This window comes from Ruegeria sp. AI2 (assembly GCF_056541275.1).
On record NZ_JBQFYB010000002.1, the window covers coordinates 66,045 to 86,351 of the forward strand.

Annotated in this window: 22 protein-coding genes; 12 read left to right on the forward strand and 10 right to left on the reverse strand. The window is 58.6% G+C overall.

From position 1 onward, the window contains the following. Positions 1-28 precede the first annotated feature (28 nt). Complete coding sequence (locus ACR0LL_RS07765; RefSeq protein WP_480585428.1) at positions 29-1,012, forward strand: quinone oxidoreductase family protein; 984 nt, start codon at positions 29-31, stop codon at positions 1,010-1,012. A gap of 129 nt (positions 1,013-1,141) precedes the next feature. On the opposite strand, the gene ACR0LL_RS07770 is transcribed toward ACR0LL_RS07765, so the two are convergent. The 7 genes from ACR0LL_RS07770 to ACR0LL_RS07800 all read right to left on the reverse strand — a co-directional run bounded on the left by ACR0LL_RS07770 (position 1,142) and on the right by ACR0LL_RS07800 (position 5,781). Then, positions 1,142-1,618 carry a YHS domain-containing (seleno)protein gene (locus tag ACR0LL_RS07770; protein ID WP_267365535.1) on the reverse strand — a complete coding sequence of 159 codons (477 nt, stop codon included), beginning with the start codon at positions 1,616-1,618 and terminating at the stop codon, positions 1,142-1,144. A 193-nt stretch (positions 1,619-1,811) separates the two neighbouring features. Next, on the reverse strand, positions 1,812-2,081 hold the full coding sequence (locus tag ACR0LL_RS07775) for a hypothetical protein (RefSeq protein ID WP_480585431.1): 270 nt from the start codon (positions 2,079-2,081) through the stop codon (positions 1,812-1,814). Continuing rightward, positions 2,078-2,683 carry a glycerol-3-phosphate 1-O-acyltransferase PlsY gene (gene plsY, locus ACR0LL_RS07780; RefSeq protein WP_480585434.1) on the reverse strand — a complete coding sequence of 202 codons (606 nt, stop codon included), beginning with the start codon at positions 2,681-2,683 and terminating at the stop codon, positions 2,078-2,080. Before plsY ends, ACR0LL_RS07775 begins: the two co-directional genes overlap by 4 nt. Beyond that, complete coding sequence (gene pyrC, locus ACR0LL_RS07785; protein ID WP_480585437.1) at positions 2,683-3,963, reverse strand: dihydroorotase; 1,281 nt, start codon at positions 3,961-3,963, stop codon at positions 2,683-2,685. Before pyrC ends, plsY begins: the two co-directional genes overlap by 1 nt. After that, positions 3,960-4,346, reverse strand: coding sequence for a hypothetical protein (locus ACR0LL_RS07790; protein ID WP_480585440.1), 387 nt, complete (start codon positions 4,344-4,346; stop codon positions 3,960-3,962). The genes pyrC and ACR0LL_RS07790 overlap by 4 nt, the downstream gene beginning before the upstream one ends. After that, positions 4,331-4,849, reverse strand: coding sequence for a hypothetical protein (locus ACR0LL_RS07795; RefSeq protein WP_480585443.1), 519 nt, complete (start codon positions 4,847-4,849; stop codon positions 4,331-4,333). The genes ACR0LL_RS07790 and ACR0LL_RS07795 overlap by 16 nt, the downstream gene beginning before the upstream one ends. Continuing rightward, positions 4,846-5,781 carry an aspartate carbamoyltransferase catalytic subunit gene (locus tag ACR0LL_RS07800; protein ID WP_480585446.1) on the reverse strand — a complete coding sequence of 312 codons (936 nt, stop codon included), beginning with the start codon at positions 5,779-5,781 and terminating at the stop codon, positions 4,846-4,848. Before ACR0LL_RS07800 ends, ACR0LL_RS07795 begins: the two co-directional genes overlap by 4 nt. Before the next feature lie 509 nt (positions 5,782-6,290). Here ACR0LL_RS07800 and ACR0LL_RS07805 point away from each other — a divergent pair. From ACR0LL_RS07805 to ACR0LL_RS07835, 7 genes are all read left to right on the forward strand, one after another. Continuing rightward, positions 6,291-6,605, forward strand: a complete 315-nt coding sequence (locus ACR0LL_RS07805) for a hypothetical protein (RefSeq protein WP_480585449.1) — start codon at positions 6,291-6,293, stop codon at positions 6,603-6,605. Further along, on the forward strand, positions 6,539-7,306 hold the full coding sequence (locus ACR0LL_RS07810) for a uracil-DNA glycosylase (protein WP_480539023.1): 768 nt from the start codon (positions 6,539-6,541) through the stop codon (positions 7,304-7,306). Before ACR0LL_RS07805 ends, ACR0LL_RS07810 begins: the two co-directional genes overlap by 67 nt. Next, entirely contained in the window at positions 7,303-7,902 is a 600-nt protein-coding gene (locus ACR0LL_RS07815; protein WP_480483057.1) for a metallophosphoesterase family protein, read from the forward strand. Before ACR0LL_RS07810 ends, ACR0LL_RS07815 begins: the two co-directional genes overlap by 4 nt. Continuing rightward, positions 7,899-8,519: a LysE family translocator gene (locus ACR0LL_RS07820; RefSeq protein WP_480585452.1), complete on the forward strand. Its 621-nt coding sequence runs from the start codon at positions 7,899-7,901 to the stop codon at positions 8,517-8,519. The genes ACR0LL_RS07815 and ACR0LL_RS07820 overlap by 4 nt, the downstream gene beginning before the upstream one ends. 6 nt (positions 8,520-8,525) lie before the next feature. Beyond that, the gene (gene moaB / locus ACR0LL_RS07825) at positions 8,526-9,068 is read left to right on the forward strand and encodes a molybdenum cofactor biosynthesis protein B (protein WP_480585455.1); all 543 of its coding nucleotides are present in this window, start codon (positions 8,526-8,528) and stop codon (positions 9,066-9,068) included. Positions 9,069-9,174: 106 nt separating this feature from the next. Beyond that, a complete protein-coding gene (locus ACR0LL_RS07830; RefSeq protein ID WP_209598682.1) occupies positions 9,175-10,623 on the forward strand; it encodes an efflux RND transporter periplasmic adaptor subunit in 1,449 nt (482 codons plus the stop codon). Positions 10,624-10,628: 5 nt separating this feature from the next. After that, positions 10,629-14,030, forward strand: coding sequence for an efflux RND transporter permease subunit (locus tag ACR0LL_RS07835; protein WP_480585458.1), 3,402 nt, complete (start codon positions 10,629-10,631; stop codon positions 14,028-14,030). Here ACR0LL_RS07835 and ACR0LL_RS07840 read toward each other — a convergent pair. Together ACR0LL_RS07840 and ACR0LL_RS07845 are read right to left on the reverse strand one after the other, a co-directional pair. Further along, positions 14,027-14,446, reverse strand: coding sequence for an NUDIX hydrolase (locus ACR0LL_RS07840; protein WP_480486596.1), 420 nt, complete (start codon positions 14,444-14,446; stop codon positions 14,027-14,029). The two genes, ACR0LL_RS07835 and ACR0LL_RS07840, sit on opposite strands and share 4 nt — an antisense overlap. A gap of 4 nt (positions 14,447-14,450) precedes the next feature. Then, positions 14,451-15,251, reverse strand: coding sequence for a protein-disulfide reductase DsbD domain-containing protein (locus ACR0LL_RS07845; RefSeq protein ID WP_480585461.1), 801 nt, complete (start codon positions 15,249-15,251; stop codon positions 14,451-14,453). A gap of 157 nt (positions 15,252-15,408) precedes the next feature. On the opposite strand from ACR0LL_RS07845, the gene ACR0LL_RS07850 reads away from it, so the two are divergent. Then, positions 15,409-15,963 (forward strand): YqgE/AlgH family protein, encoded by a 555-nt coding sequence (locus ACR0LL_RS07850; RefSeq protein WP_480483069.1) that lies wholly within the window; start codon positions 15,409-15,411, stop codon positions 15,961-15,963. On the opposite strand, the gene ACR0LL_RS07855 is transcribed toward ACR0LL_RS07850, so the two are convergent. After that, complete coding sequence (locus ACR0LL_RS07855; RefSeq protein WP_480585464.1) at positions 15,964-16,914, reverse strand: L-threonylcarbamoyladenylate synthase; 951 nt, start codon at positions 16,912-16,914, stop codon at positions 15,964-15,966. It lies immediately after the preceding gene. 138 nt (positions 16,915-17,052) lie between these two features. Here ACR0LL_RS07855 and ACR0LL_RS07860 point away from each other — a divergent pair, with 138 nt between their 5' ends. Genes ACR0LL_RS07860 through ACR0LL_RS07870 form a run of 3 tightly spaced genes read left to right on the forward strand, consistent with a single transcriptional unit; the run spans position 17,053 to position 20,259 of the window. Continuing rightward, positions 17,053-18,756 (forward strand): acyl-CoA dehydrogenase, encoded by a 1,704-nt coding sequence (locus ACR0LL_RS07860; RefSeq protein ID WP_480585467.1) that lies wholly within the window; start codon positions 17,053-17,055, stop codon positions 18,754-18,756. After that, entirely contained in the window at positions 18,756-19,802 is a 1,047-nt protein-coding gene (locus tag ACR0LL_RS07865) for an MBL fold metallo-hydrolase (protein ID WP_480585469.1), read from the forward strand. The genes ACR0LL_RS07860 and ACR0LL_RS07865 overlap by 1 nt, the downstream gene beginning before the upstream one ends. Positions 19,803-19,806: 4 nt before the next feature. Beyond that, positions 19,807-20,259, forward strand: a complete 453-nt coding sequence (locus ACR0LL_RS07870; RefSeq protein ID WP_267364542.1) for a DUF6173 family protein — start codon at positions 19,807-19,809, stop codon at positions 20,257-20,259. Positions 20,260-20,307: the final 48 nt, after the last annotated feature.

Genomic DNA, 20,307 nt, shown 5'->3' on the forward strand with positions numbered 1-20,307 from the left:
GCTTGATGGCAGGCAAGAGGAGGTCAGGATGCAGAAAACAGCGAAAACGGTTGTGATTCATGAATTTGGTGGGCCTGAGGTTCTGCGGATCGAAGACAGGCCAGTGGGCGACCCCGGTCCGGGTGAGATACGTATTGGGCATCAGGCCTGCGGGTTGAACTTCATCGACGTATATCAACGCACCGGCCTGTATCCCCTTGATCTTCCACATGCTTTAGGCATGGAAGCGGCGGGTACCGTTGAAGCGGTTGGGGAAGGGGTAACGCATCTTCAGCCGGGGCAGCGGGCCGCTTACGCCGCAGCCTCGCCCGGTGCATATTGCGAGGCGCGCGTGATGCCCGCAGCGCAGGTTTGCCCGCTACCGGATGGCATCACATTCGAAGCCGGCGCAGCGATGATGCTGAAAGGTCTAACGGTTGAATACCTGTTTCACAGGACCACACCGTTGAAACGGGGCGATACGGTTCTGTTCCATGCGGCAGCTGGCGGGGTCGGGTTGATTGCATGCCAATGGGCTAAATCCGAAGGCATCACCTTGATCGGAACGGCGGGGAGTGACGAAAAATGCAGCCTTGCCCGGTTTAACGGGGCCGCACATTGCATCAATTATCGGTCCGAAAATTTCGCAGAACGCGTGGCTGAAATTACAAAGGGTCAGGGCGTAGACGTGGTGATGGACTCGGTTGGGGCGGACACGTTCGAAGGATCACTGGATTGCCTGAAACCGCTGGGCATGATGATTTCCTTCGGCAACGCCTCGGGCCCGGTTCCACCGTTCAACCTTGGGATTCTGGGCCAGAAAGGCTCGCTCAAGATCACACGGCCCACGTTATTTACCCATATCGCGGATCATGCAGTGTGTCAGGCAATGGCGCGTCGCCTGTTTGGCAAAGTCGAGGGGGGTGAGGTCAAAATCCATGTCGATCAGCGTTTTGCCTTGGATCAGGTTGCTGATGCGCATCGTGCGCTTGAAGCGCGGCAAACGACCGGCAGCACAATTCTGGATCTGTAACGCAGTACCCAAACGCCATCGTCCTTTGAATGCGGATATATGTTTCGCCCGTTGGGGAAGGATGAGAGGTGTTCAAAAAACATACGGCGGCGGAAAACCCGCCGCCGCTGTGCCTGAAATAGTCAGATCTTACTGCGATTGCAGCTCTGCCGGGGATTTTTCAGCAATCGTTTCCCAGTTTGCGCTCGCGCTTTCGATGAAACCCGGGATGTCGCCTTCCCAGCGCTCCTGAATGTCTTTGGACAGGTTCAGGTACAGTTTGTTGTCGACGATCTTCCAGTGGTTCGGGTCGCCGTCGAATTTAAAGCCCATGGCCGCGCCGAAGGCACAATAGCCACCATATGCGGGCAGGTACGCTTCGGGGTTGGCTTCAAAGGCTACTTTGTTTTCTTCCGACGAGAACCGGTACAGTGCCTCATCGTGCAACGCAGTGATGCGGTAGTCGCCTTTGGTTGCCTCGCCAGCGGTGAAATACGCCACCGGGTCATAACCCTGCATGGCCAGACCGGTCGAGCTTGCGTTGATTTCAACGCCAGCCGCCAGCGCGGAGGTTGCCAATGTGACAGACAGTGCCACGCCACTGATCAGAGATTTAAACTTGTTCATTGCTTCACCTTTCGTGAAAAGAGCCCGTTCGACACCGCGAAAATTGCCGCCGTAAGGCCCAGATTGTTGTCCTGTGTGGCCCGTAATTGACCGTCACGATAGCGATTTGGGAAGCGGGCTGATCACGTTCAAAACAATGATTTGTGATTGTGCGCAGGTGATAGAGCCACTGTTCTTTTTTGCCGATCTCACCTCAGGCATCCGGCCTTAGGTTCAGGACAAATGCGATGACTTTGCATGCGGACATTTCACAGGGCCTTAGCAACGCGCCGCTGCCCATGGTTTGATACAGGTTCAGGCTGATATAGTCGGCTCCGCCCAGTTCGTGCGCAACCAGCTTGTGGGATTTACCACCCGCCATTTGTTGACGCACAACAACATAGCGTCGACCGCCGGAGGTTCCGGTGAAACTGCCCAAGGGCAGTGCAAAAAGGGCAGACAGAAAACCGTCTGGCGCGATCACGGCTTTCCGATTCTGGGTTCCGTTCCGGCCTTGATCCGCGCGACGTTCGAGCTGTGCCGCCAGTAGACCAGAAGTGTCAGAATTATCCCAAGGATAAATGTAGTCCCGTTTGACAGCAACAACACCCAAGTCGTTGACAGCGCGGCCGCAGCCAATGCGCCAACCGAGGATATCCGCCAGATTGCCGCCGCGACCAGCCAGGTCAGGCAGCAGGCAACACCGATGCGCCAGTCCAGTGCCAGCCAAAGCCCCAGAAAGGTTGCCACGCCCTTGCCACCCTTGAAGCTCAGCCAAACCGGAAAGCAATGGCCTAGAAACGCCAAAAGAGCGGCAACCTGGGCCGCATCTTCACCCGCATATGCGCGTGCGATCAGAACGGCCGCCGCCCCCTTGCCTGCGTCAAACAGCAAGGTCAGTGCCGCAGCGGCCTTGTTGCCGGTGCGCAGGACATTTGTCGCCCCGATATTGCCGGACCCGATCTCGCGCAGATTTCCCAGCCCCATGATCTTGGCAAGCAACAAGCCGAAGGGAATGGAGCCCATCAGGTATCCAACCACCGCCCATTGGAGCAGTTCGCTAGTCGAGTTGTCGATTGGGGGCATCAGGGTCTCCGGAACACTTCATTACCTGCCACATAAGTCGAAATGACCTTACCTTGCATCCGCTGGCCGTCAAATGGAGTGTTCTGAGATTTTGATTTTAGTGCAAACCGATCAAGCACAAAAGGCACATCCGGGTCGAACAGAACCAGATCGGCTGGCGCGCCTTTCGACAGGCGACCGCTGTCCAGTCCAAGCCGCTTGGCCGGGTTAAGGGCCATGGCCCGAAACAGCGTCGGCAGATCCAGCTGGCCCGCGTGGTACAGGCGCAAGGCCGCAGGCAGAAGCGTTTCCAGCGCGACTGCACCCGAGGCCGCTTCTTCAAACGGCAGGCGTTTGCTTTCTTCGTCCTGAGGAGTGTGCATCGAGCTGATGATATCGATCAGCCCGGTGCGAACGGCTTCGATAACCGCCTGCCTGTCATCTTCTGATCGCAGCGGCGGTTTGACCTTGAAGAAGGTGCGATAGTCGGCCACGTCAAGCTCGTTCAGCGTCAGGTGGTGGATCGACGTCCCTGCGGTTATGTCCAGCCCATTGCGCTTGGCGCGCTCCAGTGCAGGCAGCGCCCGGGCCGTGGTGATCTGGTCGGCGTGATAGGCAGCGCCGGTCATCTCCAGCAGGGCAATGTCGCGGTCCAGCCCCATCCGCTCTGCCATCGGTGATACTGCGGGCAGGCCGCGCAATGCCGCGAATTTGCCGCTGGTCGCTGCGGCCCCGGCGCTCAGCACCGGCTCTTGCGGGTGGGCTATCACAAGCGCGCCACAGGATTTCGCATAGGTCAGGGCACGGGAAAACACCTTGGTATTAGTGATGACATGATCGCAATCAGTGAAGGCGATCGCGCCCGCGTCCATCAGAAACCCGATCTCGGTCATCTCGCGCCCTTCGCGCCCTTTGGTCAGGGCAGCCATCGGCAGAACATTGACTGGCGCATCGGCCTGCGCCCGGCGTGTCGCGAATTCCAGCGTTTCCGGTGTGTCGACTGCTGGCAGAGTATCCGGTCGGGTGACAATCGTCGTGACACCGCCAGCTGCAGCAGCAAGTCCTGCTGACCGATAGCTTTCCTTATGACGTTCACCGGGTTCACAGACCTTGACGCCAATATCGATGATGCCAGGGGCGAGGCACTTGCCGTTGCAATCTACGATATGCCCTTCAGTACTCGGCGCGCTTCCTTCGCCTCGGGCGGTAATCCGGCCATTGTTTACCTGCAACCAGCCAGTTGACTCTGTTCCGGCTTCGGGGTCGATCAGGCGGGCGTTGGCGAAAAGAACGGAAGTCATGGAACAGCCCTTTCGATGGCGGCCTTCGTGGCGGCGGGATCGGCCTGATACTTGATCAGGTGTTTATCGCCGCCCTTGGTAACGACTTGTACGAAACTGCCCATGGTTTTGACCGCCTCGATCTGGTTCAGCGATACTTTGCGTGGACCGGGGCCGGTCAACAAAGTGCCGGTCATCTCCCAGTTAGCAGCCAGTTCTTCCGATGCCAGATACCACGCGCGGATGCCAATTGCGGCGAGGCCGGCAGGTGCTCCGGTCCAGACATAGGGGTTGCCGGTCAACCACAACACAGCCATTGCTCCGGCCATGGCAGCGGCCGCAAGCCATGCATTGGTGCGGATATACGCGCCCTTGTCCGGGGCAAAGACTACAGGATCAGCCATAGAATCCCTCCGGTGATTAAAAGTGCTATCAATGCCATAACAGCCGAGCCTATGCGGAGCGGTTTGTTGTCAATCGGCGCGGTTTGCGGGGCCGAGAAAGGCTTGGCGCTGTCGGTTTCGATCGTTCCGCCGGTCCAATTGGTCGCCTCTTCCGTGAAAAGACCAATCATGTAAAGCCGGGGATCGGGTTCAAGGGTCGTGGCCTGGTCTTTGAACGCCGTGCTGCGCAGAACCATGACCCATCCGTCGATCAGCGCCAGCGCCGCACGGTCCAACTGATCCTCGGACACGCCGCACCCTTCGTTCAGATATCCGTAAAGCCCAAGTTCTTCGAGGTCGGATACCGGAAAGATGTCGATCTGCTCGGGGTCCAGCCCGTCGACGCCAAGCACCTGATCGGCGGCACCCGGTTCGCGCAGGAACTTTGCCTCTTCCGGGCGCATGTCCAGTGTGAACAGGCGCAGAACGCCGCGTTCATGGGGGGCGACTTTCAGATTGCTCATGCAACCTCGCGCAGGTTGCGGGCCAGAAGGTCCATGGCGGCCATGCGGACAGCGACCCCCATCTCCACCTGCTCCTGTATTACGGATCGATTGATGTCATCAGCCAGGGTTCCGTCGATCTCAACCCCGCGGTTCATTGGGCCGGGGTGCATGACGATGGCATCGGGCTTGGCCAGCGCCAGCTTTTCCGCATTCAAGCCGTAACGGTGGTAGTACTCACGTTCTGACGGGATGAAGCCTCCGTCCATTCGTTCTTTCTGAAGGCGCAGCATCATGACCACATCGACGTCTTTGAGACCCTCGTTCATGTCGTCATAAACCTCGGCCCCGAACTCGGCGAATTGCGACGGCACGAGTGTGGGCGGGCCGATCAGACGAATGCGGTTTTCCATCTTGCTCAGCAGGATCAAATTGGATCGAGCAACACGAGAGTGCGCGACATCGCCGCAAATGGCGATGTTCAGACGGTGCAGACGACCTTTGGCGCGGCGGATCGTCAGCGCGTCCAGCAAAGCTTGTGTCGGATGTTCATGCCGCCCGTCGCCTGCGTTCAGAACAGCGCAGTTGACCTTTTGCGCCAGCAGGTCGACCGCGCCCGAATGCGGGTGACGCACCACCAAAAGGTCGGGATGCATCGCGTTCAGGGTCAGCGCAGTGTCGATCAGCGTCTCGCCCTTTTTGATCGAACTGGCCTGCATCGCCATGTTCATCACATCTGCACCCAGACGCTTGCCAGCCAGTTCGAAGCTTGCCTGCGTTCGGGTCGAGTTTTCAAAGAACATGTTGATCTGGGTGAGCCCTGACAACACATCCGAATGCTTGGTCGACTGGCGGTTCATGTCGACATAGGTTTCGGCCAGATCGAGAATTTCGGTGATATCGGATTGCGACAGATGCTCGATGCCAAGAAGGTGACGATGGGCGAAACGCATGGGCGGGCTCCTGTCTGACAATCGGGCCGCTTATAGAAAGCCACGCGGTGCAAAGCAACCTAAGGATCAGAACCCTCTGGCAGTTTTTCGCAGCCACCCTCTGGCAGACATTGTTCACCCGGTTTGCACCATTTGCCGTATCCGCAGTCGATGGCTTTGATCGGCACGCAACCCTGATGGTCCGAGCATTTGAATCCCGGACGGCACTGCGAGCCTGTTTCTTCGCAGAGGAACCATCCCGGACGGGAACACCCCCCACCCGGCAGACAGGACGAGCCGCGCGCACAAGTTCGGCCATCCTCGCATATCGTAGGAGGGGCTGTACCCGGATCTGGTGTGATCCGTTCACATTCGCCGCGCCCATTGCAAAAACTGTCACCGGGGCAATCTAGACGCGATGTGCATTTGTTCGCGCCTGCGGGTGCACAACGCGCTCCACCCGCCACGCAGCGTTCAAACGGGCCGCAACTGCGCCCGCCACCGCAATAGGTGCCGCCCAGCGGTATGCAGTGCCCATCAAAGCTGCATCTTTGACCACCGGAACAACAGGTGGTGCCGCATTTGAACTGGCCCGCACGGCACTGGCCCTGTGCGTCGTGGAACGTCGCCAATGCCGGATTGCCGGTAAGCACCAGTCCAAGCCCGATCAGGAGGATTCGCAAGGTTCTGAGCATCGTGCTCTGATGGTCGGCGCGACAGAGCGACCGATCAAGCCCAATTCGCTTTCCATCATCCCTCAGGCGGGTAAATTATCCATATGGAATCGGGCTTGGACTATTATTCTGCGCGGGCCCTGCTGGAATGGCAGGTCGAACTGGGCGTGACCGAGGCAATCGGGGACGCTCCGGTTGATCGATATTCGGTGCCGGACACTTCACCAAAACCCAAGAAGGCAGAGGTTGCGGCAGCCATCCCGTCAAAGCCCGGACAGACCGACCCGGTAACGGTTGCGCAAGCAGCGGCCAAGGGGGCGGGGTCACTGGATCAGCTGCGCGATGCGATGGAAGCTTTTGATCACTGCGAGCTGAAGCGCGGGGCGCGGCAGTTGGTTTTTGCTGATGGAACGCCCGGTGCGCGGGTGATGATCATCGGTGAGGCGCCGGGCCGCGACGAAGACCGCGAGGGCAAGCCCTTTGTCGGGCGCGCGGGCCAGTTGCTGGATCGCATGTTGGCCGCGATTGATCTGGATCGCAGGCAGAACGTCTATATCACAAACGTGCTGCCATGGCGGCCCCCACAGAACCGTGACCCAAAGCCCGAAGAAATCGGGATGATGAAGCCCTTCCTGGAACGTCACGTGGCGTTGGCCCGGCCCGAGGTTCTGGTGGTGATGGGCAATATCAGCTGTCAGGCCGTTCTGGGCAAGCGCGGGATTACCCGATTGCGCGGCCAATGGGATCAGGCGATGGACCTGCCTGTGATCCCAATGTTTCATCCAGCTTATTTGCTGCGCCAGCCGCAAATGAAGCGACAGGCCTGGGCTGATCTGCTGGAGTTACAAGCCCGGCTGCGAGGTGAGTCATGAAGATCTTGGCGTTTTCCGATCTTCATATGGCGCGCAACCGCGCTGCTGATCTGGTGGCGGCCAGCGCTGATGCCGACCTGGTTATCGGCGCAGGGGATTATTGCAATATGCGGCAGGGTCTGGACGAGGCGATGCAAATGCTTTCGGGCGTTTCAGCGCCGCTGGTCCTGATACCCGGGAATGCAGAAAGCGCAGAGGATCTGGGCAAAGCTGTGCCCGAGGGTGTGCATGTTCTGCATGGAACGGGAATGACGGTGGATGGATTGCGCCTGTTCGGGCTTGGCTACGGTGTTCCACCCACACCGTTTGGTGATTGGTCCTGTGATCTGACCGAGGGTGAGGCCGCCGAACTGCTGGCGCGCTGCAGCGGAGCAGATATCCTGATTTCGCACTCACCGCCCAAGGGCCATGGGGATGTGACCTCGCAAGGCATGGCTGTGGGCTCGATCGCTGTTCGGGACGCGATCGAGCGGATACAGCCCCGTTTCACGTTTTGCGGCCATATTCACGACAGCTGGGGATATCGCGGCTCGATCGGCCGCACCCGGATCGCCAATCTTGGTCCCAAGGTAAACTGGTTCGAGGTCGCCGTATGATCGAGACAGTAACGCTGCTTGCCTTCGTTCCCGCTGCGCTGGCGCTGAACCTGACACCGGGAGCGGATATGATGTTCTGTTTCGGTCAGGGCCTGCGATCAGGTCCGCGCGCTGCAATTGCCGCAAGTGCCGGAATTTCCGCGGGTGGAATGATACAGGTCCTTCTGGCTGGGCTGGGCCTTGGCGCGGCGGTTGCGGCCTTGCCATGGCTGTTCGATGTCATTCGCTGGGTTGGTGTTGCATACCTGTTGTATCTTGCCTGGGGTGCTGTTCGAAATGGCGCAGTGTCGGCCAAGGCCCCCGTCAAACCGGCCCGGTGGTCCTTTCGGGACGGGATGCTTGTCAATCTGACGAACCCCAAGGTTATTCTGTTCGTTCTGGCCTTTATCCCACAATTTGTAGACCCGTCGCGGGGGTCGGTCCTGATGCAGTTTTTGATCTTCGGCACAATCATCGGCATCGGTGGGTTCGTCATGAACGGGCTGGTCGGTGTTTTCGCCGGAAGCGCGGGGCGCCATCTGGTCTCGAATCCGCGCACCTCACGTATTCTAGGCTGGGTTACAGGGGGCATTTTTGCGGCCCTTGCGGTCCGGCTTGCCATTCTGGAAAGGGCCTGACACAACATGTCGCGCATTGACGAAACCATGGAGTTCATCCCGGTTAAGATCGCCGTACTGACTGTTTCGGATACCAGATCGATGAAAGAGGACCGCTCGGGTCAGACATTGGTGGACCGTATTGAAAAGGCAGGCCATGTCGTCGCGGATCGGAGAATAATTCGGGACGAGCGCAGACAGATTGCAAATCAGTTGCGCGCGTGGGTGGCGAATGAACAGATCGACGTCGTGATTTCGACCGGCGGCACGGGTCTGACTGGGCGCGATGTCACCGTCGAGGCGCACCGCGATGTCTATGAAAAAGAGATCGAAGCCTTTGGCACTGTTTTCACGATCATCTCGATGGAAAAGATCGGAACTTCGGCGGTGCAGTCGCGGGCCACGGGGGGCGTTGCCGGGGGGACATATCTGTTTGCCTTGCCCGGCAGCCCGGGGGCCTGCAAGGACGCGTGGGACGGTATTTTGGAAAAACAGTTCGATTATCGTCATCGCCCGTGCAATTTTGTGGAAATAATGCCCAGATTGGACGAACATCTGCGACGGAAGTAGACTGGTCATACGTTCCATTCCGTATAACCGCCTTGTGGCTTGGCATATTTCCTGATCCAGCTACATGTTGTGGACGGCAGCGTGGTGCAACCGGGGTAACTGATCGATGCGATTTCTGCGGCATAGTCTTGTCGGTGTTTTTCTGGCGTTTCTGGCGCTGGCTTTGTTGTTCGTTGCTGCACAGATGATCGTTGGGGCCGTTCAGGAGGCTTTGACGCGTGAGGGCGCAACACCGCCAGCACGAGAAAGGGTCTTTGCTGTTGCAGTTCGGCCTGCCGAGGCGGAAACCGTAACCCCATATCTTGAAGCTTTCGGAGAGGTTCAAAGCCGCCGCAGGCTGGAGCTGCGCGCGGCGCTCGGCGGTCGCGTTGTCGCGCTGGCCGAAGATTTTGAAGATGGTGGAATTGTTGAGGCTGGCGAAGTGCTGGTCGAACTGGATCCGGCAGATGCACAATCCGCGCTGGATCGGGCCAAGTCTGATCTCTTGGACGCTCAGTTTGAAGAGCGCGATGCAGAACGCTCATTGCTGCTGGCGCAGGACGAGCTTAAATCGGCCGAGGCTCAGGCGGAACTGCGGCAAAGGGCGTTGCAACGCCAACGGGATCTGGAATCACGGGGCGTGGGGGCCGCCGCCAGCGTGGAAGAGGCCGAACTGGCCGCCGCATCGTCGCAACAGGCCGTTCTGGCGCGGCGTATTGTGCTGGCACAGGCTGAATCCCGTGTGGATCAGGCATCAACCCTGTTGGCCAGAGCCATGATTGCACTGGAAGCCGCGGAACGCGATCTGGGCGACATGACAATCCGGGCAGGCTTTGGCGGCACTTTAACGGATGTGACGCTTGTGGAAGGGCGGCTGGTTTCGGCAAATGAAAAGCTGGCCGAACTGGTCGATTCCAACGACCTTGAGGTGGCATTTCGGGTGTCGACTGCGCAATATGTGCGGCTTCTCGATGGCGGTGATCGTCTGATCAATGCGCCGGTCACAATATCGCTTGAAGTGACAGGCGCCGATCTGACTGCGATTGGCCAGATTAGTCGCGACAGCGGGTCTGCCGGTGAAGGCCAGACCGGGCGGTTGATCTATGCCCGCTTGCAAGAGGCATCTGGGTTCAAACCCGGGGATTTCGTTACGGTCTCTGTTCAGGAGCAACCTCTTGCCGGAGTTTACCGGTTGCCGTCCTCGGTCCTTGATGCATCTGGAACAGTTCTTGTGCTTGGTCCTGACGATCGATTGGAAAGCCTGCCGGTTCAGCTGATCCGTCGCCAGGGGGACGAAGTTCTGCTGCGGGGCGACGGATTGGAAGGGCGAGAGGTTGTCGTCGGGCGAACCCCCCTGCTTGGGTCGGGCGTGCGGGTGCGGCCCCTGCGACTTGAGGCGGGTGCAGACCCCGGAATGGTCGAGCTGACGGACGAGAAACGAGCCGAACTTGTAGCTCAAGTCGAAGCGAACAGTGCGATGCCTCCGAAGGAAAAGACGCAGGTTCTAACCCGGCTGCGCGAAGCTCGTGTGCCGACATCTTTGGTGCGCAGTATTGAAACCAGGGCTGGGGGATAAACGCCATGATGCGCGAGATACCTGGCGCGGCGGGCGGCATTCTCAGTTACTTCACGCGGCATCGGACAGTTGCCAACCTGCTGTTGCTTGTCATGCTGGTTCTTGGCGCGGCGTCAATCCCGAACATGCGGGCACAGTTCTTTCCGGACGTTATTCTGGAACGCGTCGATGTATCCGTAACCTGGGATGGTGCCGGGCCCGAGGACATGGACGCCGGGATCGTGCAGTTGCTGGAACCGGCGCTGCTGGCCGTCGAAGGGGTGACCAGTACCGAGGCCAGTTCGCATCCGGGCTGGACCCGGATCAGGCTGGAATTCGAACCCAACTGGGATGTGTCCCGTGCTGTTGAGGATGTTAGGACCGCCGTAGACGCTGTCACAGATCTGCCGGAAGACGCTGAGGAGCCCAAGATTCAACGTGGTGCGTGGCGTGATCGGGTGACGGATGTGGTGATCACAGGGCCGACCGATACTGCTCAGCTGGCGAAACTGACGGATGAGCTTGTCAATCGTTTGTTCGCATCGGGTGTGACCCGCACAACGATCCGGGGTATTGCCGCACCGCGCATCGTTGTCGAAGTCACCACAGCGCAATTGATTGCCAACGATATCTCAATGGCGGAAATCGCGGCGGCGATCGGGGCCGAAGTCACCACGGATCCTGCGGGCGATGTGGAAGGCGCCGGGGCTCGTATCCGGGCAGGAACTGAGAAACGTACACCCGAACAGATCGAAGGCATCGCGCTGCGGGTGAACGAAGATGGGTCGAAGCTGAAGGTTGGTGACATAGCAACAATTCGGATCGAAGACGTCACCCGGCACCGCAGCTATTACGTGGGCGACAATCCCGCCATGTCCATCAGAGTGGACCGGTCGAACTTGGGAGATGCGATAGGTATTCAGCACACGGTCGAGGATGTAGCCCGCGAGATGCAGGCCAGCCTGCCTGAAGGTGTGAGAATTGATCTTATCCGTACCCGGGCGCAAGCAATTACCGACCGGCTGAATATCCTCGTGGATAACGGGCTGATGGGGTTGGGGCTGGTTGTCATCCTGTTGTTCCTGTTTCTGAATGCGCGCATTGCGTTTTGGGTTGCTGCGGGCATTCCGGTGGCGATGTCGGCGGCGATTGCACTGATGTATCTGGGCGGTTTGTCGGTGAATATGGTTTCCCTGTTCGGTTTGATCATCACCTTGGGGATCGTCGTAGATGATGCGATTGTCGTGGGAGAGCACGCCGATTATCGCGCCCGCCGATTGGGTGAGACACCTGTGGAAGCCGCTGAGCGTGCCGCCCGTCGAATGGCAATGCCGGTTCTGGCCGCCACAGTAACGACCGTGATTGCGTTTTTCGGCCTGACGTTGGTTGGAGGACGTTTCGGAGAGCTGATCCGCGATATCCCCTTCACGGTGATCGCAGTTCTGGTTGCGTCGCTGGTGGAATGCTTCCTGATCCTGCCCAATCACATGGCGCACGCAATTGCGCATTCGGCCAAGGAACACTGGTACGATCTGCCGAACCGTGTCGTCAATCGTGGCTTTCGTTGGGTCCGGGATCACTTGTTCCGCCCGTTGATCGCTTGGGTGATCTGGGCGCGTTATGTGGTCGCCGCGTTGATGATTGCTATTCTGGCCAGTCAGGTTGCATTGTTCATTCGCGGCGACGTGAACTGGCGGTTCTTCAACGCACCTGAACGCAGCTCAGTCAGCGGCGGGTTTATCATGCGCGAAGGGTCGACCCGGTCAGATACGCTTGAAATGATGCGCATTCTACAGGACGCAACCAACGAACTGGGCCGGAACTACGAAGAGCGTCATGGCCGAAATCCAATTGACTATGTCCTGGCCGAGGTTGGTGGCAATGCCGGGCGTGCTCTTGCTGCGGCTGACGGCAAGGACGGCAGTGTGCTGGGTGGTATTTCGATTGAATTGATCGACGCCGATCTGCGCCCCTATTCGAGTTTTGAGTTTGTGGGCGAGCTACAGGATTTCGTACCGCGCCACCCCAAGGTCGAGGTGATCAGCTTCCGCGGTTGGCGGTCCGGCCCCGGCGGCGACGCCATCGACGTGCAGTTCTATGGCTCGGACGTAAATGTACTGAAAGCCGCATCTGAAGATTTGCAAACCGCGCTGTCGAAGTTTCCTGAAGTCTCGGCGCTTGAGGACACTTTGGCATATGACAAGGAAGAGTTTCTTCTTGATCTGACGGCACAGGGTCAGGCGCTGGGCTTTCGGATCGAAACGCTGGGGCGGGCTTTGCGCAACCGTTTGAACGGGATTGAGGCCGCAACCTTCCCCGACGGGCCGCGCAGTGCTGAGATCCGTGTCGAACTGCCCGAAGGTGAACTGACAGCAGATTTTCTGGAACGAACTCTGATGCGTTCTCCTGACGGGGTCTATGTACCGCTGGCTGATATCGTTTCGGTCGAACGCAAGTCCGGGTTTTCGACGGTTCGGCGTGAAAACGGCCTGAGGGTGGTTTCGGTAACAGGTGACATCTCGGAGGACGATCCGGCACGGGCCGCCGAAATTGAACGCGTGATGCAGGACGAGATCCTGCCCAATATTGCAGCCGAAAGGCAGGTTGAGTGGCGCATGTCGGGTCTGAGCGAACAGGAAAACGAATTCCTGTCCGAGGCCCGCAATGGTCTGATCCTGTGCCTGACCGGTATTTACCTTGTACTGGCCTGGGTTTTTGCCAGCTGGACACGGCCCCTTGTGGTTATGGCGATTATTCCTTTTGGCCTGGTCGGGGCGATTTGGGGCCATTACATCTGGGAGGTGCCGCTTAGCATGTTCACGGTGGTCGGGTTGCTGGGCATGACAGGGATCATCATCAACGACTCCATCGTTCTTGTGACGACAATCGACGCATACCAGCAGGATCGCGGGTTGATTCCGTCTGTTCTGGATGGCACGGCGGACAGGTTGCGACCCGTGATGCTGACAACGCTGACCACGGTTCTTGGCCTTGCGCCCTTACTATATGAAGGCTCTCAACAGGCGCAGTTCCTGAAACCGACAGTAATCACACTGGTCTACGGGCTTGGTTTCGGAATGTTGCTGGTGTTGGTACTTGTGCCTGCCTTGCTGGGAGTTCTCAATGACGTGGCGCGTCCGATGACAGCCATGCGCCGTGCTGTACGGGCCCCTGACAAGGTTGTTCGTGGCGCGTTGGCCGGAACCGGCGTGATGCTTGGGATCTGGTTTGCCTTGACGATGATCTGGCCCGCCGTCAACGGTGCACCGCTTGCCATGCTACAAGGTCTTTATCCCGGTGATGATGGCATTGCCGCATTGAAAATGGGGCTGGGCGCGTTTGTTGCCGGAGCTGTGCCGATTGTGATTCTGAGCATTGTTGCCTCAGGCATGCTTTATGGTCGCCTCACGAAATCGGCAGATGCTTAAACCGCACGCAAGGCATATTCCATAAGCTCAATGACCCGCGCGCTCATGGGCAGGTTGCCCTGGCGTATCTGATCGACGGGAAACCACCGAGCATCCAATGCGTCGTCACCGGCCTTTGGCGTGCCCGAGCGATACTGGCAGGCGACCCCGACCAGCAGGTAATGGGACACGATCAGCCCATCTGGGGTTCGGCGCACAAGGTCCAGATTTTTCAGATAATGTGACGACTGCGCGATCACCGAGGTTTCTTCCAGCAATTCGCGTTGTGCCGCTTCCAATACGGTTTCACCCCATTCGACATGGCCACCGGGAAACCCCCACAGCCCGGCGTCGGGCTGCTTGCTGCGCTGAACCAGAAGAACCTGATCCTGATGCAGAACAACGGCCAGGGCACCGATTTTTGGCGATTGGGTCATGAATTCAGCCTGCGCTGCAGCCCTGAATATCAACTGCGTGATTGGCGCCCAGAACTGTAATCCGGATTTCAGACCGATCCAGCGCAAAGGGTGTGCCCGATGCATTGATAATCTCGGCCTCGGCCACCAACGTATCACCTTGCCGTTGCGCAACCGGCTGCGACGCCCAGAGGGAGGGATTGCCGGGTTCGATCACAGCCACTTCATGACCACCTGCCGATGGCATGGTCACTCGTGCTTCGATACGCATACCATCTTTCGTCGGCGTCAGACGACAGGTGGCACTGGACACACGAGCTTCTTGCGCGGAATAAGGGCGTTGCGCCAGTGCGGCGGCAATCGCGGGATGGCGCCCGGCATTGGCGTCGAGCGTGTGGTCAAAGCCCAGACGTTCCGGAATACAAACGTCTTTGCAAACGCCCAGATCCATTTCGCCCTGCAATCGGACCGGCTTGGCAGGGTTGCGCGGCGTAATCTCAATCGGAAGGACCAGTTGATTCTTGTAACCGATCGACTGCAACCCGTTCTGATCGAAGACATCAGGGGCAGGCCATGTGATCTCAACACGCCCGACATTGCTTGAGCGTTTCCAGTTGATTTCCGGCGGGATGCCAGCATCTCCGGGCGCACGCCAGTAGGTTTTCCAACCATCCTCAAGCGTCACCTTCAAGGCGGTAAGATAAGTGCCGTTTGCAGTCCGTCCGCCATCCAGAACATCCAGCTGAACCACGCCGTCCAGACCCTGAGCGGCAACCGGGGCGGCCAGATGCAGGCAAGCGAGTGCAGCGACGGCAGTGTGTTTCATCGACATCTTCATCCCTCTTAAATGCGCGGCGTTGGCCCGGATTCCAAGTCACGTTCTGTTCACTGGGATGAAATCCGCCAAAATACCTGTTGTTCTCTTGCCAATAGACATGCTGCGGGGCCATTGTTGAGGTGTTCTGAGAAAGAGATGGCGGCCCATGGACCTGACCGGAAAACTGTTGATTGCGATGCCTGGTATGGGGGATCCGCGATTCGACCATTCGGTGGTGTATGTGTGCAGTCATGGTGACGACGGTGCCATGGGTTTGATTGTGAACAAGCCCTCGGACCTGCGGATCAAGACTTTGCTGGGTCAACTGAACATCGCCTGCCGTGTACCGATTGTCGGCGAACGCCTTGTGCATTTCGGTGGGCCGGTCGAGATGTCACGCGGCTTTGTCCTTCACAGCGCTGATTACGAGGCCAACCTGCATTCAATGCAGATTTCCGAGGATTTCAGCATGACGGCGACACTTGATGTGCTCGAGGATTTGGCGTCAGGCACTGGGCCGCTGAACTCGATGCTGGCGCTGGGCTATTCCGGCTGGGGGCCCGGTCAGCTTGAGGATGAAATTGCCATGAACGGCTGGCTAACCACCGAGGCAACGTCGAAACTTGTTTTTGATGTGCCCGATGATGCGAAATGGGAGGCAGCGTTGGCTTCTTTGGGCGTGGACCCGCTGACCCTTTCTGCCAGCGCGGGGCGAGCCTGATCAGCTGTCACGGGGTGCCGCCGCGCGCCGCAGCCGGTCATTGATTGCCGCCCCCAAACCCGTGTCAGGGATCGGAGAAACGGCAATCGGTCGCCCGGTTTCGTTCAGCTGATGCAGAAACGCAAACAGATTTGCCGCCGCTTCGGTCAAGTTGCCAGTGGCGGACAAGTTTAGGTCGCACTCTACCTGCCCAAATCCCAGTAACACCTCGTCACCCTGACGGGTTATGGCATTCAAACGGACCGGAGCGTCCGGCGCATAGTGTGATTGCAACTGGCCGGGGGCGGACAGAAGATCACCGGATTGATGCAAATGCAGTCGCGTTTTCAGCGTCTCTTCGACCTGCTCCAGCGCGATGCCACCTGGACGCAAAAGTGCAGGTTCCCCAGCCAGGCCGATGATGGTGGATTCAAGCCCGACATCGCACGGCCCGTCATCCAGAACAGCCGCAATCTTGCCGCCAAGACCCGACCAGACATGACTTGCCGTGGTCGGACTGATCTGACCCGACGGGTTTGCCGAAGGCGCCGCAACCGGGCCATCAAATTCGGCCAGCAGCGCGCGCGCTGTCGGATGTGCCGGAACGCGCACGGCCAACGTATCCAAACCTGCCGTCACCAGCGATGAAATCCCGTGCCCTTCGCGCAAGGGCAAAACCAAGGTAAGCGGACCGGGCCAAAAGGCCTGCGCCAGATGCTCGGCCTGATCTGACCATTGCACATACCGTTGCGCCGCGGCGACCGAAGCGACATGTGCGATCAGCGGATTGAAACTGGGCCGCCCCTTGGCCTCGTAGATCGACGCCACCGCCTGTCCGTTGCGGGCATCGCCGCCCAGGCCATAGACGGTCTCGGTCGGGAAAGCGACCAGAAGGCCCTTTCGCAACATATCTGCAGCCCTCGCGATACCGCCGGGATCCGCCGTCAATTCCTGAGTGCCGGTTGAGATCATAACTGGTGACGCCGCGTTTTGGTTGCTTGAAACATAAGGGACAGTAGGTAATTGATCCAAGCTCATACGCTTACCGGCGCTTGCCCACAATTCCAAGCCTGCCGATATGTTCTGAATTGTTAGCCTTCGAGAGTGATCATGCCCTATCGCACCCCAATTTCAGATTACCAGTTCCTGCTGGACCAAGTGGTCGGGTTCGACCAGGTCGCTGCGACGGATAAATTTGCTGATGCCAGCGGGGATGTGGTCAATGCGATCCTGACCGAAGCTGGAAAGATGTGCGAAGAGGTGATGGCCCCTCTGCAGCGTCCCGGTGATCTGGAACCTGCACGGCTTGAAAATGGCGTGCTGCGAACTTCTCCGGGATATGCAGACGGCTGGAAGGCAATTGCCGAAGGTGGCTGGATCGGGATCAGTGGTAATCCTGAATACGGGGGGATGGGGCTGCCTATGACCATCACCATGGCGGTCAACGAGATGATGAGTGCCGCCTGCCTGTCGCTGCAACTTGCGCCGCTTATGTCTCAGGGCCAGATCGAGGCGTTGGAGCATCACGCCAGCGACGAATTGAAAGCGCTGTATCTGCCTAAGATGATGACGGGGGAATGGTCGGGCACCATGAACCTGACCGAAGCTCAGGCCGGATCGGATGTTGGCGCGCTGTCTGCGAAGGCAGAGCCGAACGGTGACGGGACATATTCGATCACCGGTCAAAAGATCTTCATCTCGTGGGGCGATACCGATTTCACCGAGAATGTCTGCCATCTGGTACTGGCCCGCCTTCCCGATGGGGTGCCCGGCACCAAAGGGATCTCGTTATTCCTTGTCCCCAAATTCTTGCCTGATGAAAATGGTGATCCTGGCGCGGCCAATGATCTGAAAGTGGTTTCGCTGGAACACAAGATGGGCTTGCACGGTTCGCCCACCTGCGTGATGCAATATGACAGAGCCAAAGGCTGGCTGGTGGGCGCCGAACATGGCGGTATGGCGGCCATGTTTACCATGATGAACAATGCGCGCCTGGGCGTGGGCGGACAGGGCGTGGGCGTGGCCGAAGGTGCATATCAGCACGCGGTGGCCTATGCGCTGGAACGGAAACAAGGCAAAACGCCGTCCGGGACGATCATCGATCATGCGGATGTGCGCCGTATGCTTTTGGATATGCGTGCTGATGTTTATGCAGCACGCGCGATCCTGTTGGCCAATGCGGTTGCAATCGATATGGCAGAGGCCACTGGTGACGCCGATTGGGCTGCGCGGGCCGCGCTGTTGACGCCGATCAGCAAGGCGTTTGGTACTCAGACCGGGATGCGTGTGGCTGAAACAGGGGTCCAGGTGCATGGTGGCATGGGATATATTGAGGAAACCGGCGCAGCTCAGTTCTATCGCGATGCGCGTGTCACCGCGATCTACGAGGGCACCAACGGCATTCAGGCGATGGACCTTGTTGCGCGGAAGATGATGGACGGGGGCGAGGCTGCTTCGAACCTGCTGGATGAGATTGAAGACCAGGCTGAACGCGCCCGTGCAACACTGCCTGATCTGGCGGGCCCTGTTTGGGAAGCCACCGAAACGCTGCGCGAGGCGACAGAATGGCTGGTGGCACAGGACGATATGAATAACCGCTTTGCAGGCGCAGTTGCTTATCTGCAGGCTTTTGCCCGAGTGCTGGGCGGGCACTATCACCTGACCGCAGCCCTTGCCGACCCAGAGGGACCGCGGGCGAAACTGGCGCGGTATTATATCAACGCCCTGTTGCCCGAACATACGGGCCTTTTGGCACGGGCACAGAACGGGGCGGATGACCTTTTCGCGCTGAGCACGGACGAGTTTGCTGTTTGATGGACGGGGATCACGTATTGGGGATCAGATATCCGTGGTCTGAACCGCCCGCGCAGGGCGAAGCCACCGAGATTGCCCAAGGTGTTCTCTGGATGCGCCTGCCCCTGCCTATGGCGCTGGACCATGTAAATATCTATGCACTGGACGATGGCGACAGCTGGACCGTGATCGATACGGGGCTGTCCTCGAACAAGACGCGGCGCATCTGGGAAGCGTTGATGGCCGGACCTCTTGCAGGCAAGCCGATCAGGCGGGTGGTGGTGACTCACCACCATCCCGACCATGTTGGCAATGCCGGATGGTTTCAGACGGAACACGGCGCCGAGCTGGTGACAAGCCGCACCTCGTGGCTGTTTGCGCGGATGCTGACGCTGGATGTGCAGGAAACCTGGCCGCAAGAAACGCTGGATTTCTATCGCAGCGCGGGCATGGCATCCGAAGTTTTGAACAAACGGATGGCGGACCGGCCCTTTAATTTTGCCGACACAGTCTATCCCATGCCGCTGGGTTTTACCGGGATCAAGCAGGGTGACGTGATCCGTATGGGCGGACGTGACTGGGACGTTCATATGGGCAATGGCCATGCACCGGAACACGCCACCTTCTGGAGCCGCGATGACAATCTGGTGCTCAGCGGCGATCAGATCTTAAGTTCGATCAGTCCCAATCTGGGTGTCTATGCGACCGAACCCATGGCCGATCCGGTGTCAGGATGGATGGAGGCCTGTAAGAGGCTTCAGGCGCTCGCCCGCCCCGATCATCTGGTTTTAGGCGGGCACAAACTGCCCTTCACGGGTCTGCCGTTGCGTATGAAGCAGCTGATTGACAACCACCATGGCGCGCTGGAACGACTGCTGGATCATCTGGATCAGCCCAAATCTGCTGCTGACTGCTTTATGCCGCTGTTCAAACGTACAATCCGCGAGGGTGAGTATGGCCTTGCGCTGGTCGAGGCGGTTGCACATGTAAATCACCTCTACCACATTGGTGCAGTAACCCGGACGCAACGCGCGGATGGGGCATGGCTGTATCAACGCAAAGGGTAGACGAATGCAGGACCAGATCGAAACCTCGGCCGAGGCCGCAGAAGCCGCGGCTTTGCCAAAGTGTTACGAGGTGCACGCCGATCCAAAAGCCGAATCCGGAAGCAAAAAACTGCCCGAGACTTTGAAAAAACCGGTGGCTAGCAAGAGCCCCGCACAATGGGCATACGAGCGGTTAATCCTGTATATCCAGAATTTCGAACAGACGCTGGACGGCGATCATGAGGTCGCGATGGGGTTCACCGGTGGCGATGCCGGCGTCATGCGGATCGAGGGGATGGGTTATTTCGACCCCGACATGATAACCTTTTACGGGTCCGACGGGACCGGAGCCCGCACGCAACTGGTGCAACATGTCAGCCAGTTGAACGTGATGTTGCGTGCGCTTCCCAAATCGGTTGAAGACAAGCCAGCCAACCGCATCGGATTCCGCCTGGCTGCAGACCTGAAAGACAGCTGACTTGCAATTCACGTTTGCGCGCCTTTGAATGAATGTATCAGTTCGGAG

Bases quoted from the DNA above. Each gene is read 5' to 3' on its own strand.
- plsY (WP_480585434.1), bottom strand. From the start codon at position 2,683: ATGCCCCCAATCGACAACTCGACTAGCGAACTGCTCCAATGGGCGGTG.
- ACR0LL_RS07765 (WP_480585428.1), top strand. From the start codon at position 29: ATGCAGAAAACAGCGAAAACGGTTGTGATTCATGAATTTGGTGGGCCT.
- ACR0LL_RS07835 (WP_480585458.1), top strand. From the start codon at position 10,629: ATGATGCGCGAGATACCTGGCGCGGCGGGCGGCATTCTCAGTTACTTC.
- ACR0LL_RS07820 (WP_480585452.1), top strand. From the start codon at position 7,899: ATGATCGAGACAGTAACGCTGCTTGCCTTCGTTCCCGCTGCGCTGGCG.
- ACR0LL_RS07815 (WP_480483057.1), top strand. From the start codon at position 7,303: ATGAAGATCTTGGCGTTTTCCGATCTTCATATGGCGCGCAACCGCGCT.
- ACR0LL_RS07845 (WP_480585461.1), bottom strand. From the start codon at position 15,251: ATGAAACACACTGCCGTCGCTGCACTCGCTTGCCTGCATCTGGCCGCC.
- ACR0LL_RS07810 (WP_480539023.1), top strand. From the start codon at position 6,539: ATGGAATCGGGCTTGGACTATTATTCTGCGCGGGCCCTGCTGGAATGG.
- ACR0LL_RS07855 (WP_480585464.1), bottom strand. From the start codon at position 16,914: ATGATCTCAACCGGCACTCAGGAATTGACGGCGGATCCCGGCGGTATC.
- ACR0LL_RS07840 (WP_480486596.1), bottom strand. From the start codon at position 14,446: ATGACCCAATCGCCAAAAATCGGTGCCCTGGCCGTTGTTCTGCATCAG.
- ACR0LL_RS07790 (WP_480585440.1), bottom strand. From the start codon at position 4,346: ATGGCTGATCCTGTAGTCTTTGCCCCGGACAAGGGCGCGTATATCCGC.
- pyrC (WP_480585437.1), bottom strand. From the start codon at position 3,963: ATGACTTCCGTTCTTTTCGCCAACGCCCGCCTGATCGACCCCGAAGCC.
- ACR0LL_RS07800 (WP_480585446.1), bottom strand. From the start codon at position 5,781: ATGCGTTTCGCCCATCGTCACCTTCTTGGCATCGAGCATCTGTCGCAA.
- ACR0LL_RS07850 (WP_480483069.1), top strand. From the start codon at position 15,409: ATGGACCTGACCGGAAAACTGTTGATTGCGATGCCTGGTATGGGGGAT.
- ACR0LL_RS07870 (WP_267364542.1), top strand. From the start codon at position 19,807: ATGCAGGACCAGATCGAAACCTCGGCCGAGGCCGCAGAAGCCGCGGCT.
- ACR0LL_RS07770 (WP_267365535.1), bottom strand. From the start codon at position 1,618: ATGAACAAGTTTAAATCTCTGATCAGTGGCGTGGCACTGTCTGTCACA.
- ACR0LL_RS07830 (WP_209598682.1), top strand. From the start codon at position 9,175: ATGCGATTTCTGCGGCATAGTCTTGTCGGTGTTTTTCTGGCGTTTCTG.
- ACR0LL_RS07860 (WP_480585467.1), top strand. From the start codon at position 17,053: ATGCCCTATCGCACCCCAATTTCAGATTACCAGTTCCTGCTGGACCAA.
- ACR0LL_RS07795 (WP_480585443.1), bottom strand. From the start codon at position 4,849: ATGAGCAATCTGAAAGTCGCCCCCCATGAACGCGGCGTTCTGCGCCTG.
- moaB (WP_480585455.1), top strand. From the start codon at position 8,526: ATGTCGCGCATTGACGAAACCATGGAGTTCATCCCGGTTAAGATCGCC.
- ACR0LL_RS07865 (WP_480585469.1), top strand. From the start codon at position 18,756: ATGGACGGGGATCACGTATTGGGGATCAGATATCCGTGGTCTGAACCG.